The organism is Ruegeria sp. YTSA135 (assembly GCF_059610165.1).
In genome coordinates, this window is record NZ_JBXWNC010000033.1 from 1 (window position 1) to 15,998 (window position 15,998).

Here is a 15,998-nt window from a genome sequence, read left to right on the forward strand (position 1 = left end):
GTCCCAGCAGGTTGCTCCTCGGCGCCAATCCTTCAACCGGCCAAACATGAGCTCGAACCAGTTGCGGCGTTTGTAGCGAGGCTATGACGCAGCAGCCCGCCTGCCGATGGCAGACTGTTCATCAGAGCCTTGGCTTTCCATTACACTTTGGAAAATAGGGGCTGAAGCCGTGCCATCTGCTTATTGGTCAGTCAAAATTGACTTCTCATGATAGCCCCCTGAAACTCCGGTGTTTGAGACACGCAGACGAGATGGCAACAATCAAATCAATAGGTCCAGAGCCTCAACCAATGGGAGCCAGGTGACCTGATGCACGATCAACATATTCATTTTCGTGATTGCTATCTTAATACGTTGCGGTAACCTCCGTCAGGTCTGACGCATTCTGAAAAGTAGGGCCGTACTGACATTTCTAGTCTGAGAATATGGAGACGTCGCATGACATCCGGTTTAAAGATTCAAGTGATCTTACTTGGTACTCTTTTCGCCGTTATGCCCGGATGCGGCGGCAATGCTCAGGATCGAGCAAACAAAGCAGGGGCTTTAGGACATAGTGAAGCGGCAGATGCTTCGGCTACGCAAGTCGCTGCGGTAAATTCGAGCGCATACGCTGGCCGCATACAGGTCAAATTGGATTCAAGCATTTCTCTTCGCGACACCCCTGTTTCGATCCCTGTTTATGCCGGACTTCAGGAAGCCGGACCAACACGGCTGCGCCTTAGGGCACTTGTGGACCTTCGCGATTTGCAATTGAAGGCACCGGACATCCTGACAGGGCCGCTGGAAGAAAGCTGCAACCGTCAGATATACTTGGAGGTAAGAGACATTGCTGCCCAAGGAGACAATGTGCGGGTCGAAGGGGCGACACGCGCGCAGTTTTCAAGATGTAACCGCAATGAAGAACCGGGGCTAAGATACTTTGGAGTAACCGTAGATGTGGTGGCTGTTGGCAAGGCAGAAGTACGAGACCAATGCCTGTATTTCACACTTGATGGACTCGATCTCGATCCTCGTGGGCTCATCGGAGGTGCCGCCAACATCTTTGGCATTACAAACCGTATCAAAACTGCCGTCCTGGAAAAAGCCGGGGAGGTACTGGCTGCGAACCCCATATGCCCCCCATTGCCTGAAAGCTTCTCGGTGCTTGATCCTAATTATGAAAGCGGCGGGACGCGCGAAATTGAGCCCGGTGGAATGGGAGGCGCCATAGTTGGCTCAGTCGATGTAAGTGCAGAAACTCTCGTAAAGCTGCTTGCCGGCTTGCAGGAACGCGGATTGCTGGAGTTTGCGGAATGAAACTCTGGGTTTTTGTAATAAGTCTGACGATTTGTTGTCTTGCTGCACGCACGTCCGGAGCACAACAGGTTGACTTCGTTTTCGATGAAATTCTTGAGGCGGGTGATCTAGAATTGCCTTACAAACTCAACTTGGGTCTGAGCGCCACGGCACCTACCCGCGTCGGGGTAAATGCACTGCTGGATCTGAGGGAAGTGCAAAAGATCATCCCTGAGCGGTTGGCGGATAATGCGCTTGTCGACGGCTGTGGAATGCAAGTGACGCTTAATGACCTCTCTATCCTTGCCGATGAGGACACCATCGCGCTTGACAGCCTTTTGGGGATAACGCGTTTCGACTGCGGCCGCATAAGCAGGCAGGATTTTAGACGCGGCGATGAGTTGGGAAGCTTCGCGGCGAAATTATCCACCGTTGTGTCTGTCGAATTACGCGACAACTGTGCCTACTTGAAGTTACCCGATCTGATTTTGAGCGCTCCGGAGTCAACCAAAGACAGGTTGTTGCAGGAGAATACTTTGTCGGAAGTGAAAAACTTGCTTCTCGCGGCGATAGATCTCGTCTTGAGTGAAACACCCCTTTGCCCGGATTTGCCGGCCGAACTTGCCTCTCTCGATCCCATCTATGAAAAGGGCGGTCCGCTAGAAATCGGCGATGGTGGCCTCGGCGTTTTGCTAAGCGGCTCTATTGATGTCGCCCCGTCAACGATCATCGACATGTTGCTGGTACTGCAGCGAGAAAAAGTCATACCTGCGCCACCATGAAAGCTCTAGCTGGCGCAAATTGGCAACACGGCACCATCCAAAAAACAAACCGTTTACTTCGTAGTCCTCTCCGAAACGCACGGCTCCCTGCCTTTGCGGTTGAATCGCAAGATTTAGACACCGGTTTACGAAATGGCATGTCTTGGCGCTGATTGCGTTCAAATGAATCGCGTGCAGGTTTCAAGTCGCGACCCTTTGCGTCGCGATGGTCAAACCGAATGAGCAGACGGCGCAGGAATACAGCTTCAAATGCGGGCAAAAGGTTTGGGTCCATCGGTCCCATTTCTGACAGGTCTTGTAAGGGCGACAGCGGACAAATGTCGAGGCACTCAATAAAGGCGCGAAGGTCCTTCACCTTACCCACAGGGAGCGCGTTTTCGATCTTTGCAACTCCGGCATCTGCAACAGAGCCGCCGAAACACATTGCTGCTAATTTTGCACAATGGCATTTTCCCACTCTGACAGAAATGCACGTTTCTTGAGTTGATCTAAGTAAACCAAAAGGCCGGGGCCGATCCGGATGCGGTTAAGGGCAACTTCGATCTGGTTCAGGTTGAGCGCCGGGTGGGTCAAAAGCTTAACGTCACTGCCGTGCGATCGTATCATCAAGTGATCCACGAACAGGCCTGCCAATTCAGAGGACTGGCTGTTGCGCGGGATCATTGCTGTTCGCAGCATGACTGTGGTGAAATCAGAGGGCAGAATGATCGCGAAATCATCGCGGTCTTCGCGGTTGAACGCATAGCTTGCCAGAACATTGTAGGCGATAAGCAATTCGCCGGTCTTCACCGCTTCGATCATATCAGAAGAACAGCAATATAGCTGCGCGTCGAGCGCGCCCATCACCTCGGTCAGGCGCCAGTACGTCTCAGACGCGCGGGTGTCCTGGGTGGCAAATAAATAGCCCAGGCCGGACTGCCGCACGTCATAGGTGCCGACCCGGCCGCGGAAAACGTCTGGATGTTGCCTCAGCAGGTTGATGAGATCATGGCGGTCGCGTGGAATGGGCAGATTCCCCAGCCCGGATTTGGAAACCACGATCGCAGCGGGTTCCTGGGTGAAGGCAAACAGCATGTCGTTCCAGACGGCCCAATCGGGAAGCGCATCGATTGATCTGATCTCGTATCGTTGAACCCAGCCATCATTGGCCAGCTTCGTCTGCAGATCCATTGCGCTGGAGATTGCGATGTCGAACGCCGCGCCTTCTTCGACAATTGCCTTTTGCAACTCGGTCGAGCTGACGACGGTATAGTCGATGGCCGTACCCGGCTGCGCCGCGATGAAAGATGCGATCATAGGCTCGAAAAACCGGATATCGGCGGTAGAGACGATTTTTAGCACCGTTTGGCTATCGCTTGGGCCGAAGCGCGCGAAGTCTTCGGTCTCGAAGGCACCGGCCCATCCGGCTGTGAAGATCAGGACAATGGAAAGAGCAAACTGACGCATGCGCCGCCTCCGGTGTTGTTGCCGATCTGCATTTTGCCACCATGAGCTTCGACAACCTCTTTCACGATAGTTAAGCCAAGCCCGGACCCAACGATATTCTGCGCGTTTGCACCGCGCGAGAATCGTTCAGTGAGGTGATCCAGCTCCGCTTCGGGAAAGCCTAGGCCGGTATCGTTAATGGAGATACTGGCAGCCCCCGCCTGTCGTGTAAGATTAACACTGATGTGCGCCCCAGAGGGCGCATATTTCACCGCGTTATCGAGAAGGTTATGAAGCGCGTTTTGCAGTAGGATCGGGTCTCCGTCGATTATGATGTCCTCAGTGCCTCTCGCATCGATGTCGATGTCCTTCAGGTCGGACACAGGCCGCAGGCGTTCAACGGCGTCATGAACCATGCGCGGCAGGCTGACTTCCTCGCGCAGCAAGTGATCCAGACGGAACGTCACCATTGCATGGTCCAAAAGCTGACCGGCTGTCCGCGAGCTGTCGTCGATTGCGTGGATCATCTCTTTGAGGGCGGCGCGGGTTTCGGCGCTATCCGACTTGCGCTGAACAATTTCGGCTTTGGTGCGTACAACCGCCAGCGGTGTGCGAACGCGGTGGGCGGCTTCGGCTATAAAATCCTCGGAGCGTATGAGCGATTGTTGCAACCGGCGCATCAAGGAATTCAGCGAGGTGACCAATGGCACCATTTCGGTCGGGACCGGCGCGGCGACGGGGCGCAAGTCCTTGGGACCCCTACGCGAAACCGAAGCTGTCAACCGGTCCAGCGGGCGGATCGTGCTTCGGGCGACTATGGTGGCCAACAGGACCGAGATTGCAAAGAACCCCGCTCCGATCCCCATGGATGTTCTCGAAATCCTGGCCAATGCTTGTTTTTGTCCTGACAGCGTTTGCGCGACCGATACTTGAAGAAAGCTCTGACCAATGTCGGTCGACACGCGACGCTGGACCGAGGCAATCCGGACTTCTTCGCCGAGGAACTCAGCCGACAGAAAGGCTGGCCCCCCGCCAGGCGTGCTTTCTGGGCTGGGTAAGTTCTGGTAACCGCTCAGGAATTCCTCTTCCAGTTGAATGGCATAGAAAACGCGTTCATCCGAGATGCTGTCAAGCATCGACAGCGCAGAATAGGGAAGGTCGACATTTATCTGCCCGCCGCTAAAGCGGGCGCTGTCAAGGATCGAAAGCGCCGACGCGGCCAGCACATTGTCCTGGCTTTCCTGTGCGACCTGCCGCGCCACGGATTGCACCATGAAATACACCACCACGGCCAATACCGCTGCGCTGACCAACAAAGACAGCAAGAGCCTGCGGCGAATAGAGCCATGGGCAACCGGCGTACTCATTCAGTTTCCAGCTTGTACCCGAGCCCGCGGATCGTGGTGATCCTTACGTTCGATTTCTGCAAGTGCCGTCTGAGCCGACCGACATAGACTTCGATCGCGTTTTCAGAGACCTCTTCGTCATACGAAAACAGCCGGTCAACCAAGGACGCTTTCGAAAACACCTGCCCGGGCGCGTTAGCGAGCACTTCGAAAAGACGCAACTCGCGGGTGCGCAACTGCACATCCTCATCGGGGAATTTCAGTGTACCCGAAAGCGAATCAAATTGCAGGTCGCCTAATGGCAACAGATTCTGTGCTGCGCCTCCTCGACGTCGGAGCACGGCTCTGCAACGGGCCTCCAACTCGGAAAAATCAATTGGCTTGACCATGTAATCGTCGGCGCCAAGGTCCAAAAGACCGACCCGGTCTGCGACTTCAGACCGTGCCGTTAGAACGATCACCGGGGTTTGCGATTCCTGCCGTCTATGGCGCGAAAGAAAACTGCGACCATCCCCATCGGGAAGCATAATATCCAGTAAAATCAGATCGTAACCGGTTGTCGCAACAAAATCATTGGCTGTTTCCAGATCGGCGGCATGATCGACGACGTGACCGTCCAGCACTAGCCGGTCAACCACTGCCCCGGCCAGTTGTGCGTTGTCTTCGATCAATAAGAACCTCATTGCTCCCTTTTTACTCCATTTGCCACTTTTTTGACCCGTGTCAGCTTTGTGTCAGCTTCGCCCGTCAGCTTTCTGAGTCATGAGCGGTATGAGCCGCCAATGTCAAATGGGAGGACTAACACATGACATTCTCATTAGGTCGTCGTGCCATTCTTGCTGCCGCAGCGGCCTTTGCCATCACCGGACCGGCGGTAGCCGAGCCGGTGGTCGACAGCATCCACTTTCTGATCCCCGGCGGTGCAGGTGGCGGTTGGGACGGAACGGCCCGTGGAACAGGCGAAGCCCTGACCGGCGCTGGTCTGGTCGGCACCGCTTCTTACGAAAACATGTCCGGCGGCGGCGGCGGCAAGGCCATCGGTTACCTCATCGAAAACGCGGACAGCCAGCATGGCACGCTGATGGTCAACTCGACCCCTATCGTGATCCGCTCGTTGACAGGTGTGTTTCCGCACAACTTCCGTGACCTGACACTGGTTTCGGGCACCATCGGCGACTACGCCGCTATCGTTGTAAACAAGGACAGCCCGATCAACTCGATGAGCGACCTGCTTGCGGCCTTTGATGCGGATCCTTCGGGCACGGCAATTGGTGGTGGTTCGGTTCCGGGTGGTATGGATCATCTGGTTGCCGCCATGACTATGGAAGCCGCCGGGAAGGATGCGCTGGCCCTGAAATACATCCCCTACGATGCGGGCGGCAAGGCAATGGCGGCGCTGCTTTCGGGCGAGATCAAGGCCTTGTCGACCGGCTTTTCCGAAGCCGTAGCACTAGCCGAAGCCGGTGAAGTCAAGATCATCGGTGTGACCTCGGACGAGCGCGTGGAAGCCTATGCTGACGCCCCTACTATGAAAGAACAGGGCATCGACACAACTTTCGTCAACTGGCGTGGTTTCTTTGGCGCACCGGGCCTGCCCGCGGAAAAGCTGGCCGCTTATCAGGAGGTCATCGCCAAGATGTATGACACCCCCGAATGGGAAGCCGTTCGTGCCCGCAACGGTTGGGTCAATATCCACAACTCGGGTGACGACTTTCAAACCTTCCTGGAAGGTCAGGAACAGGTCATCGGCGACCTGATGAAGAAACTGGGCTTTCTCTAAAACCTAGTCACGCAACGCAGCCGGCCCATCACGGGGCCGGTTGTTTCTTATCCGAGGGAGGGGAAAGATGGCACTGGACCGCTGGGTCGCATTCGTCATTCTGTGCGCGGCCATGGCCTATGGCTACGCTGCATTTTTCACCATGGACGCGCTTTTGCCACCGTTTATGCAGCGCAATCCGATCTGGCCAAGCACCTTCCCCAAGGTTCTGGCTGTCCTTACCATCATCACGTCTCTGTTCATCCTTCTGGGGCTGGAAAAGTCCGAGGATGATGGCAAGGAACCGGACATCGATTATCGCCGTCTGGGCGACTATCACCTGTCCCAGGCTCTGGGACTGCTGGCGCTGATGGTGGGCTATGCACTGGTTTTACGTCCAGCAGGGTTCCTGAGTGCGACTTTCCTGTTCCTTGTGCTCGGGTCTGTCACCCTGGGTGAGCGCAAGTTCATCGTCTTGTTGCCCGTCGCCGCTTTCGCCAGTTTCGTTGTCTGGTATCTGGTTGACGAAGTGCTGGGTATCTTCCTGCGCCCGTGGCCGTTTTTCCTGTAAGGAGTTGAAAGATGATTGAAGGACTCCTGATCGGTCTGAGCGCCGCATTTTCCGTCCAAAACCTTCTTATGGTGGTCGCCGGCTGTCTGATCGGCACATTCATCGGAATGCTGCCGGGCCTCGGTCCGATGTCGATCATCGCGATCATGATCCCTGTCGCGATTACAATCGGTGATCCCTCTGCCGCCATTATCCTGCTGGCCGGAGTTTACTATGGCGCCATCTTCGGCGGGTCGACCTCTTCGATCCTGCTCAACGCCCCCGGCGTTGCAGGTACGGTGGCCTCTAGCTTCGATGGCTATCCGATGGCCCGAAAAGGGCAGGCTGGAAAGGCCCTGACCATCGCCGCGATCGCGTCTTTTGCAGGTGGCTCGATCGGGGCGCTGCTGTTGATGGTCTTTGCGCCGATGCTGTCGACCGTGGCGTTGCTGTTCCATTCGGCCGAATACTTCGCGCTGATGGTCGTGGGCCTATCGGCCATCGCCGCATTCGCCGGAACTGGAAACGTGGCGAAAGCAGTATTGATGACCCTTGTGGGGCTGATCATGGCCACGGTAGGCGAAGGCGCGTTGTTCAACATGCCGCGCTTCACAATGGGGTTGATGGACCTGCAGTCCGGTCTGAGCTTTATCACCTTGGCGATGGCCATGTTCGCGCTTCCCGAGGCACTTTTTCTGGTCCTCAACCCCGCCCGAAGCGCACAAGGTTCCAGTGGCAAAATCGAAAACCTGCGTATCAGCCGCGAAGAGGGTCGCAAGATCGCCCCTGTCATAGGGCGCCAGTCAATTCAGGGCTTTTTTATCGGGGTATTGCCCGGCGCAGGCGCCACAATTGCCTCGTTTTTGGGCTATGCAGTTGAGCGCAACATCGCCAGCAAGGAAGAGCAGGAAGAATTCGGCAAGGGTTCGATCAAAGGGCTGGCCGCACCGGAAACCGCCAATAACGCGGCCTGCACCGGGTCGTTCGTGCCGCTGCTGACGCTGGGTATCCCCGGTTCTGGCACCACGGCGATCCTGTTGGGTGCGTTAATCGCCCTGAATGTCACACCGGGCCCACGCCTGATGATCGATAACCCTCAAATCTTCTGGGCCGTGATCATCTCGATGTACATCGGCAACCTCGTGCTGTTGATCCTGAACCTGCCGCTTATCCCTTATATTGCCAAGGTTCTTGCGATCCCGCGGAACTACTTGATCCCATTCATCCTGTTCTTCACCCTGATGGGGAGCTACATCGGCCAGAACAACGCGACCGAGCTGCTGATACTGGTGGGCATGGGGATCGGTGCCACAGTGTTGAAATTCGCGGATTACCCACTAGCGCCCTTGCTGATCGGGTTCATCCTTGGCGGAATGCTGGAAGACAACTTTGCGCGCTCCATGCAGCTCTATGATGGGATCGGGTTCATCTTCGAGCGCCCTATGACCCTGGGTCTGCTGGTGATGGCGGTGCTGCTGGTTGTCATTCCCAGCTATCGAGCGCGCCGCGCCAAGGCCCGCAAGGAAGGCGTTGCCGAAGGCGATTGATATCAAAATCGGAGACGCGCCACTTGTTTGTCAGCTCTTTGACGGAGGGGAAAGATGACCCAACCATTGCGTGGTACGCGGATTTTAGACCTGACCAACGTGCTGGCTGGCCCATATTGCTGTTATCATCTGGCTCTTATGGGCGCCGAGGTCATCAAAGTTGAACGGCCTGGCACCGGCGATCTGGCGCGGGTGCTGGGCGCAGACCCCATGCGCAACAAGGCCGGGATGGGGATCAGCTTTCTCGCACAGAACGCCGGTAAGAAATCCGTTACGCTGGACATGAAGTCTGACCGCGGCAAGGTGTTGTTCAAACAATTGCTGAAAACCGCCGACGTGCTGGTCGAAAACTTTCGGCCCGGCGTGATGGAGCGGCTTGGATTGGAATACGAAGTGCTACGCGCCGAGAACCCCAACCTGATCTACGCCGCCATTAGCGGTTTCGGGCAGCACGGACCACGCAAGAACGACCCGGCCTATGACCAGATCGTGCAGGGTATCAGCGGAGTGATGTCAATTACCGGTACGGCTGACACTGCACCGAACCGTGTTGGTTACCCTCTAGCGGACACGGTGGGTGGGCTGACAGCGGCCTTTGCCATTGCTTCAGCCCTTAACGCTAAGCCGCGTGGCACTTTCCTCGACATCTCAATGACCGAGGCGGTGATTTCCACGATGGGCTGGGTGGTTTCGAACTTCCTGATCGGGGGCGTAGTCCCGGCTGCCCATGGCAATGAAAACACCACTTCGGCCCCCTCTGGCACTTTTGCCACCGCAGACGACCCCATCAACATCGCCGCCAATCGGGATGAACAATGGCAGGCATTGGCGCGGTATTTGGGGCGCGACGATTTGCTGTCGCACCCTGACTACACAACGCGCGAAGACCGCAAGCGTAACCGGCACCGCCTGCGGGCCGAGTTGGAAGATGTTCTGCGCACCCGTCCTGCTGCTGAGTGGGTGCCAGAGTTGAACGCCATCAGCGTACCCGCCGGTCCGGTGCTCAGCGTGGCGGATGCTTTGGCGGATGAACAACTGGCGGGTCGTGGATTGGTTGGCGCCCTGCAAGTGGCGGGTGAGGAATTATGCCTGACAGGCAGCCCGGTTGTGGCCAATGGGTCCCGGCCCATGCCGCAAACGCCGCCGCCCGAATTAGGGGCCGACAACAACGCGATCTGGGCCGAGCTTGGACTGACCGAGCGCGAGATCAAAACACTTGAAGATGAGGGTATACTATGAGCGACGTTTCCGACTGGTGGCGCACTGCCATCATCGACATGGAGCCAGGTAAGATCCACCTGCGTGGCCACCCGATTCAAGACCTGATCGGAAACGTGACTTTTCCAGAAATGATCTGGTTGATGGTGCGCGGCGACCGTCCCACATCGGCACAAGCCCGGTTGTTCGAGGCGGCTTTGGTATCGGCAGTTGATCACGGCCCCCAAGCTCCTTCCATTGCCGCCGCGCGTATGGCTGTCACCTGTGGACTGCCTCTTAACAACGCCATGGCCAGTGCTGTGAACATGCTTGGCGATGTGCATGGCGGGGCAGGCGAACAGGCCGTTGAGTTGTACCACCACATCCAAGCGCACGCAGATGGCATCGACGCAGCTTTGGATGACTGGATTGATCAGCGTGGCAAAATCATCCCCGGCTTTGGGCACAGGTTCCACACGCCGACCGATCCGCGCGCGCCGCGCCTGATGGAGTTGGTACGCGAGGCTGTTGGAAGCGAGGCCTGCGAAGGCAGCTATCTGCGCATTGCACAGGACGTTGAGACCGCCCTTTCAAAGCGTAAAGACCACCCGATCCCGATGAACATCGACGGTGCAACTGCGGTTATCTATGCAGAGCTTGGGTTTGCACCACCCCTTGCACGAGGGTTGTTCTGCCTGTCGCGTTCGGTTGGTATTCTGGCCCATGCGTGGGAACAGCGTCAGGAAGGCGGACGCAACAAAGGGCCAACGCCGCCCGGGTATCGTTGGACCTATATCGGCGACTAGGCTTTGCTTGTCGAAGGCAGGGCAACCGCAATTTAGTGTCTTAAACCGTCTTTAGTAGCTGAATTTAAAGGCTTTGTTGCATAGTTTTGAGCAGGCCAAACGTTCTCAGCTTTGTTTCCTGGGTTAGTTGGCCAGCTCAGCGAATTGCTTGAAAGGACAGAGTCCGGGTATGAGTAGGTCCTTGCAGATCATACGTGCCACTTCGATCCTGTCGCCGCCGCGACGTCTTTGTCTGTCATACCAGACCGGTTCAATTCCAGGAAAGCGTCGTTTATAACGTTGTTGTCCCGGTCTTGTAAAAACCTTGATGGATGACAACCTTTAAAAGGTCACTTCTAATTCTTTTTGCCCAGCTTGGGATATATTATCAATAAAACGTTCGGCTGAATGCAATTCGTGGTGCCGGTGTTGCCACGTTAAGCGTCGTTCGGTTGCTCCTGTTTAAATTTGGTCGTCGGTGGCATCGATTAATTCATCATCCGTCAGCTACACGCGTCACCGGTTTCCTCCTCAGATCATCGCGCACATGGTGTGGCTCTATGTTCGCTTCAATTCGAGACTGCGGGCAGCTACACAGATGCAGTTGGTCAGCGGGATCGACGCGTCTTACGAGTCTGTCCGGGGTCGGGTCCTCAAGTTCGGATCGCTGATCGTGCGAAACTTGCGGATGTGGCACGGTCGTCCAGGTGATATCTGACATCTGGATGAAGTTGCCGTGAGACCCTCTGGTCGCCATTATTGGCTTTGGCGCGCGGTTGAAAAAACGTCTTGGCTTCACTTCCAAGCGGAATATCACGGACAAGCTGCGTTCATACGGTGCCGCTCAGCGGGAAATCGCCTCGGGTCTGGATCATCGGTCGCACGAAGGCCTCAGTAACTGGGTCGAAAACAGCTATCTTTCACTCCGAAAGCGGGAACGGACGATGCAGGGCCATCGGTCTTCAGGAGGTTTGCAGAGGTTTGTTTCCACCCATTTAACTATTCAGAGTTACTTCTGTGTCCCGCACGTCGCCGTTCAGCCGTAACAATCCGATATCACCGCCTCAAGGCATTTGACGCTTGGAATGCGGCCACTCAAACCGCTTTTAATCCGAGCATCAGCATTCCTTGAAGCGTCCGAATTTAACGCGACCACACCACAAAAGGATCGCCATACCTCATAGCGATTGCCACTGTCGCATGCGAGTGTAGCTCATCGAGATGTGAGCCCGCTGTATCAGTGCTGCGGCTTTCGTGTCGTCAATCTCGCGGTCGAACACACGCACCTCTTCACCGAGGTCAATAACCGAGGCAAATGCAGACTTAATCCAGATCTGTGTGGTCTGGAAATAAAGCCGTTCCGAAATCTCGCGCAATGGTTCGTTGTTGGTGAGTTTCAGAAGCGTAAGGAAGAAGTCCATGTTGACCTGTGCAAATGCGCGAGGCTCGGGCGCGTTTTTCAAAGCCTTTGACCAAGCAGACATGGCCCGGAATTCTTCCATGAGTGCAGTGTCGGGCACTCGTGGTGAAAGAATGTCGGTCAGTTCCGCAAGTTCCATACGTAGTCGATAGGTCTGTTCCAACTCAACGATCTCGGAATCGGTTACGAAGGTACCGACCCCTTGCACCGATCGCAGTAACTCCTCGCCTTCAAGGCGCAGCAGTACGCGCCTGAGTGGCTTGCGGGATACGCCGAAATCTTCGGACAGCTCCGTTTCCGACAGGCGCGTTAAAGGGGCATAGTCCAGCAGGCAAATCCGGTTGCGGATTTCATGGTGCATGCGCTCGAACCGGTCGCGCGCGAGGTCATCGGCTAAACCAGTTTCGCGGACAGCCGTCCGAGCATGTCGAGGCACTGGGCCATCTGATCTTCGGAGACGTATTCATCCGGTTTATGTGCCTGCTCGATTGAGCCGGGGCCGCAGACAACAACACTCATGTCCAATCCCTGGAAGATGCCTGCCTCGGTGCCGAAAGACACCACATCGGCCCCGTTGGCACCGGTCAGTTCCATCACCAGATCTCGGGCCTTGTTGTCATCCATAGGTTCCAGTCCGTCGACCTCGCCGATTACCTCAATCTCGATAGCTGCATCGGGATGGACGGCCTGCATGGCCGGGATCAGTGTATGGGCGCAGAACTTGTGCAGCTCGTCCTTGACGTAATCCGCATCGCTCTTCTGCACGGGCCTCATTTCCCATTCCACACGCGCCTTGCCGGGGATCACGTTATGGGCAACCCCCCCCACCAGCGCGCCGGTGTTTATCGTGGTCCAGGGCGGCTCGAACCGCGAATTGGCCGGTGCCCGCTGTTGCAGGTCCATCTTCAATTCCAGCAGTTTCGAGACATATCGCACCGCATATTCCACCGCATTCACACCGCGGTCGGGGCCAGAGCCATGCCCCTCAAGCCCGATGAAATGAGTGGTGTATTCATAACAGCCCTTGTGCCCTTCGATGATCCGCATTGAGGTGGGCTCACCGATGATCGCCACGGCGGGTTTGATGTCCTTCTCGCGCAGCGTGTCGGCCAGCGCACGGGCACCGAAGCAGCCGACTTCCTCGTCATAGGTGAAAGCGAAATGCACCGGGCGCTGCAGATCAAGCTGCGCGTAATGGGGGGCCATGGCCACGGCAGCAGCGATAAAACCTTTCATATCGCAGGTGCCGCGCCCGTACCACTTGCCGTCGCGCTCCTCCATCTCGAACGGGTCAGAGGACCAGTTCTGATCAGTAACTGGCACAACATCGGAATGGCCCGACAGCACGATGCCGCCATCGCGCTTTGGTCCCAGCGTGGCAAAAAGATTGGCTTTGGTACCCGTCTCGTTATGCCAGATCTCAACCTCAACCCCACAGGCGGATAGCCGATCCGCGAGGTGTTTGATCATGCCAAGATTGCTGTCTGACGACACAGTAGGAAAGCCGATCAGCTCCCCCAGCAGAATCTTGGTATCTTCAAGGGCGCTCAAGGCTTAGTCCTTTACAAAGAGCTTACGCTCGACATTGCATAGGGCTTCGGCGGGACCGTTTTCGGTGATAAGAATAGTTTCCGTTGTTTCCAGCCCCCAGCTAGCCATCCACAGCGCCGGCATGAAATGGAACACCATCCCCGGTTGAAGAATGGTCTCGTCTTCGGTGCGGATCGATGCTGTCCGCTCGCCCCAATCCGGCGGATAGCTCAGGCCGATCGGATACCCCATGCGCCCCTCGCGTTCGATACCGTGACGGGCAAGAACATCCAGAAAGGCGTTCGCGATATCGCTGGTCCGGTTGCCAGCCCGTGCGGCTTCCAAACCTGCCGAGATCCCTTCGATCTGTGCCTGTTCGGCGTCCCGCATTTCCTGTGGCGGAGTGCCGAGATATACAGTGCGGCAAAGCGGAGCGTGATAGCGTCGATAGCATCCCGAAAGCTCGAAAAACGTTGCCTCGCCTTCCTTCATCGGCGCGCCATTCCATGTCAGGTGAGCGGCTGTGGCATCCAGCCCCGAGGGTGTCAAAGGGACTATGGCCGGGTAATCACCCCAATCATCCCCGACCCCGGTAATTCCGGCATGGAAAATATCTGCAACAAGATCATTCTTACGCACTCCCGGCGCGGCGCGATCAATGGCCGTTTGGACAATTTTTTCAGATATCTGGGCCGCCTTGCGAATAAAGGCAATCTCTTCATCAGACTTGATCAGACGTTGCCAGTTTACCAATGCCGTCGCATCCACCAGCGTTGCGTCGGGCAAGTCCTTACCCAAAACGTCATGAGCTTTTGCAGAATAGTAATAGTTCTCCATCTCAACCCCGATCCGGGCCGCGTCCAGCCCGAGCGCGCGGATGTGGCCAGCCAGGTCCTGCATGGGATGGCGAATGGTTGATTGAATGTAGTGGTCCGCGTAGCCGCGAATATTGTCCTTGGACATCCAGCATGTGCGTAACCCGCCCAATGCATCCATATGGCGTCCCCACCAGATCGGCTCGCCTTCCATGCCGAGCACTACACCTTGATGCACATAGAAGGACCACCCGTCATACCCGGTCAGCCAGGCCTGGTTTGAGGGATCGGTGACAAACAGCACGTCGATACCCGCCGCAGCCATCGCCTTGCGGGTCTGTGCTATCCGGCGGTCATATTCCGCTTTGCTGAAAGGGGCGTTTTCAAAGGGCATGATATCCTCGAAAGTTGGAGCTGGTAAAACACCTGTTTTGGTCCCATTCACCAGCTTGTATACAAACAAGTACTTTTCGAACTCAGACGCACGATTGTTCGCAAGTTTGCCCATGTCAAACTGCAAAGCACTTGTATGGTTTCACATTCTTGCAGATGATATGACTTTTTTAACATGATGTTGTGCACAAATGTGAAACCACTGAATGGGTCTGCGCGAACCTCTGATCGCAGACGCATCGGGCTGATCGGGTTTCGTTGCGCAAATGGCGTGAGGGATTCCCTGTGTGAATCCAGCGTGGTAGCTGGCGGTCATGAGCAGATCGGCCCTTGCGAAGTACAAGACCAGGAACAGGCCTTCGTACAACACGGCGCTGAGGCAGCGCGTTTCCCTATCGATCTGGTTTGATCCCAATAAATTGCCACGGTTACCGCTGATGGGGCTTATAACACGCACAGATGCCACAATGTGATTACCGCACGGGATGCCGCTGCCATCATCCCGCCCCGCAAAATACCAGGTCCGTGCGCTATGTCGACGGTTGATAGGACACCACCGCAGGAGTCGCGTTGCGACCAAGATGCACTGCATGAAACTGCTGGGTCAAAGCCTCATGGGGCAAGGTTTTGTCCAGCAGGTCGCGGAGCGTCAGGTCCGTATTGCCGTGCTCAACTGGTATACCAACCTTGGCATACCAGTCACAGAAACCGTAGGTTAAGTCCCTCCGGGAAATGGGGCGTACACTCACAAGCCGACTTGTGTAACAAACCTCACCCAAGGCGTGCGGACTACTTTACACCAGGAATTCCATTAAGACTTAGGACTAGAAAATCTGTTTCACCGTCCGAATCTGCGGTCACTTGCCAAGCGATGAGGCGGCGGCTTGGAGTCCGTCCCTTGGGTATTCGCACCAAGTCTGGCCACCTTTCAGGCGTTGCTGGAAACACTGTTGGCGACCGAACTGGGGATTGGCAGCTACATGACCTGCATTGTGACGCGCCACGTCAAGTCCGCCACCCGAATCTCTCTGGCCGGGCGGTCGTGTCCGGTAATTGTCCAAAATCGTCTGAGCGGTCTGCAAGCCTGATGAAAATTAGTCCGTTCGGTCTGTCCGAGGCTTTTTATCAGTCTGCTTTCAGTCTGCGTGTACGGGTAATCCTGCACCCAGTTAAA

General features: G+C 56.1%; 14 protein-coding genes and 3 pseudogenes. 10 read left to right on the forward strand and 7 right to left on the reverse strand.

Translation table 11 applies throughout. The annotated features are described in order from the left end of the window. A pseudogene (locus AC2FIT_RS22175) lies at nucleotides 1-78 on the reverse strand (IS5/IS1182 family transposase); the annotation flags it as partial. 360 nt (nucleotides 79-438) lie between these two features. On the opposite strand from AC2FIT_RS22175, the gene AC2FIT_RS22180 reads away from it, so the two are divergent. Both AC2FIT_RS22180 and AC2FIT_RS22185 read left to right on the forward strand, forming a co-directional pair. Then, complete coding sequence (locus AC2FIT_RS22180; RefSeq protein WP_496832550.1) at nucleotides 439-1,296, forward strand: hypothetical protein; 858 nt, start codon at nucleotides 439-441, stop codon at nucleotides 1,294-1,296. Beyond that, entirely contained in the window at nucleotides 1,293-2,057 is a 765-nt protein-coding gene (locus tag AC2FIT_RS22185) for a hypothetical protein (RefSeq protein WP_496832552.1), read from the forward strand. The genes AC2FIT_RS22180 and AC2FIT_RS22185 overlap by 4 nt, the downstream gene beginning before the upstream one ends. A 429-nt stretch (nucleotides 2,058-2,486) precedes the next feature. Here AC2FIT_RS22185 and AC2FIT_RS22190 read toward each other — a convergent pair whose 3' ends face one another. The 3 genes from AC2FIT_RS22190 to AC2FIT_RS22200 are packed head-to-tail and all read right to left on the reverse strand — an operon-like array spanning nucleotide 2,487 to nucleotide 5,511. Beyond that, nucleotides 2,487-3,503, reverse strand: a complete 1,017-nt coding sequence (locus AC2FIT_RS22190) for an ABC transporter substrate-binding protein (RefSeq protein ID WP_496832554.1) — start codon at nucleotides 3,501-3,503, stop codon at nucleotides 2,487-2,489. Beyond that, nucleotides 3,473-4,849 carry a sensor histidine kinase gene (locus AC2FIT_RS22195; protein ID WP_496832555.1) on the reverse strand — a complete coding sequence of 459 codons (1,377 nt, stop codon included), beginning with the start codon at nucleotides 4,847-4,849 and terminating at the stop codon, nucleotides 3,473-3,475. Before AC2FIT_RS22195 ends, AC2FIT_RS22190 begins: the two co-directional genes overlap by 31 nt. Then, entirely contained in the window at nucleotides 4,846-5,511 is a 666-nt protein-coding gene (locus AC2FIT_RS22200) for a response regulator transcription factor (protein ID WP_496832557.1), read from the reverse strand. The genes AC2FIT_RS22195 and AC2FIT_RS22200 overlap by 4 nt, the downstream gene beginning before the upstream one ends. 122 nt (nucleotides 5,512-5,633) lie before the next feature. On the opposite strand from AC2FIT_RS22200, the gene AC2FIT_RS22205 reads away from it, so the two are divergent. The 6 genes and pseudogenes from AC2FIT_RS22205 to AC2FIT_RS22230 all read left to right on the forward strand — a co-directional run bounded on the left by AC2FIT_RS22205 (nucleotide 5,634) and on the right by AC2FIT_RS22230 (nucleotide 11,798). Continuing rightward, the gene (locus AC2FIT_RS22205) at nucleotides 5,634-6,608 is read left to right on the forward strand and encodes a tripartite tricarboxylate transporter substrate binding protein (RefSeq protein ID WP_496832559.1); all 975 of its coding nucleotides are present in this window, start codon (nucleotides 5,634-5,636) and stop codon (nucleotides 6,606-6,608) included. A 67-nt stretch (nucleotides 6,609-6,675) separates the two neighbouring features. Continuing rightward, nucleotides 6,676-7,158 carry a tripartite tricarboxylate transporter TctB family protein gene (locus AC2FIT_RS22210; protein ID WP_496832561.1) on the forward strand — a complete coding sequence of 161 codons (483 nt, stop codon included), beginning with the start codon at nucleotides 6,676-6,678 and terminating at the stop codon, nucleotides 7,156-7,158. Nucleotides 7,159-7,169: 11 nt separating this feature from the next. Continuing rightward, complete coding sequence (locus tag AC2FIT_RS22215) at nucleotides 7,170-8,684, forward strand: tripartite tricarboxylate transporter permease (RefSeq protein ID WP_496832563.1); 1,515 nt, start codon at nucleotides 7,170-7,172, stop codon at nucleotides 8,682-8,684. 54 nt (nucleotides 8,685-8,738) lie between these two features. Continuing rightward, the gene (locus AC2FIT_RS22220) at nucleotides 8,739-9,923 is read left to right on the forward strand and encodes a CaiB/BaiF CoA transferase family protein (RefSeq protein WP_496832565.1); all 1,185 of its coding nucleotides are present in this window, start codon (nucleotides 8,739-8,741) and stop codon (nucleotides 9,921-9,923) included. Beyond that, nucleotides 9,920-10,687 carry a citryl-CoA lyase gene (locus AC2FIT_RS22225; RefSeq protein WP_496832567.1) on the forward strand — a complete coding sequence of 256 codons (768 nt, stop codon included), beginning with the start codon at nucleotides 9,920-9,922 and terminating at the stop codon, nucleotides 10,685-10,687. The genes AC2FIT_RS22220 and AC2FIT_RS22225 overlap by 4 nt, the downstream gene beginning before the upstream one ends. 466 nt (nucleotides 10,688-11,153) lie before the next feature. Further along, nucleotides 11,154-11,798: pseudogene (locus tag AC2FIT_RS22230) on the forward strand (IS6 family transposase). Between the two features lie 46 nt (nucleotides 11,799-11,844). On the opposite strand, the gene AC2FIT_RS22235 reads toward AC2FIT_RS22230, so the two are convergent. Genes AC2FIT_RS22235 through AC2FIT_RS22245 form a run of 3 tightly spaced genes read right to left on the reverse strand, consistent with a single transcriptional unit; the run spans nucleotide 11,845 to nucleotide 14,825 of the window. Continuing rightward, complete coding sequence (locus AC2FIT_RS22235; protein ID WP_496832569.1) at nucleotides 11,845-12,447, reverse strand: GntR family transcriptional regulator; 603 nt, start codon at nucleotides 12,445-12,447, stop codon at nucleotides 11,845-11,847. A 32-nt stretch (nucleotides 12,448-12,479) separates the two neighbouring features. Next, entirely contained in the window at nucleotides 12,480-13,637 is a 1,158-nt protein-coding gene (gene argE / locus AC2FIT_RS22240) for an acetylornithine deacetylase (RefSeq protein WP_496832571.1), read from the reverse strand. A gap of 3 nt (nucleotides 13,638-13,640) precedes the next feature. Beyond that, on the reverse strand, nucleotides 13,641-14,825 hold the full coding sequence (locus AC2FIT_RS22245; protein WP_496832574.1) for a M24 family metallopeptidase: 1,185 nt from the start codon (nucleotides 14,823-14,825) through the stop codon (nucleotides 13,641-13,643). 417 nt (nucleotides 14,826-15,242) lie between these two features. Here AC2FIT_RS22245 and AC2FIT_RS22250 point away from each other — a divergent pair. Beyond that, nucleotides 15,243-15,543, forward strand: a pseudogene (locus tag AC2FIT_RS22250) (IS5/IS1182 family transposase); the annotation flags it as partial. 165 nt (nucleotides 15,544-15,708) lie between these two features. Further along, entirely contained in the window at nucleotides 15,709-15,912 is a 204-nt protein-coding gene (locus AC2FIT_RS22255) for a hypothetical protein (protein WP_496832573.1), read from the forward strand. Nucleotides 15,913-15,998: the final 86 nt, after the last annotated feature.

Bases quoted from the DNA above. Each gene is read 5' to 3' on its own strand.
- AC2FIT_RS22180 (WP_496832550.1), top strand. From the start codon at position 439: ATGACATCCGGTTTAAAGATTCAAGTGATCTTACTTGGTACTCTTTTC.
- AC2FIT_RS22185 (WP_496832552.1), top strand. From the start codon at position 1,293: ATGAAACTCTGGGTTTTTGTAATAAGTCTGACGATTTGTTGTCTTGCT.
- AC2FIT_RS22190 (WP_496832554.1), bottom strand. From the start codon at position 3,503: ATGCGTCAGTTTGCTCTTTCCATTGTCCTGATCTTCACAGCCGGATGG.
- AC2FIT_RS22195 (WP_496832555.1), bottom strand. From the start codon at position 4,849: ATGAGTACGCCGGTTGCCCATGGCTCTATTCGCCGCAGGCTCTTGCTG.
- AC2FIT_RS22200 (WP_496832557.1), bottom strand. From the start codon at position 5,511: ATGAGGTTCTTATTGATCGAAGACAACGCACAACTGGCCGGGGCAGTG.
- AC2FIT_RS22205 (WP_496832559.1), top strand. From the start codon at position 5,634: ATGACATTCTCATTAGGTCGTCGTGCCATTCTTGCTGCCGCAGCGGCC.
- AC2FIT_RS22210 (WP_496832561.1), top strand. From the start codon at position 6,676: ATGGCACTGGACCGCTGGGTCGCATTCGTCATTCTGTGCGCGGCCATG.
- AC2FIT_RS22215 (WP_496832563.1), top strand. From the start codon at position 7,170: ATGATTGAAGGACTCCTGATCGGTCTGAGCGCCGCATTTTCCGTCCAA.
- AC2FIT_RS22220 (WP_496832565.1), top strand. From the start codon at position 8,739: ATGACCCAACCATTGCGTGGTACGCGGATTTTAGACCTGACCAACGTG.
- AC2FIT_RS22225 (WP_496832567.1), top strand. From the start codon at position 9,920: ATGAGCGACGTTTCCGACTGGTGGCGCACTGCCATCATCGACATGGAG.
- AC2FIT_RS22235 (WP_496832569.1), bottom strand. From the start codon at position 12,447: ATGCACCATGAAATCCGCAACCGGATTTGCCTGCTGGACTATGCCCCT.
- AC2FIT_RS22245 (WP_496832574.1), bottom strand. From the start codon at position 14,825: ATGCCCTTTGAAAACGCCCCTTTCAGCAAAGCGGAATATGACCGCCGG.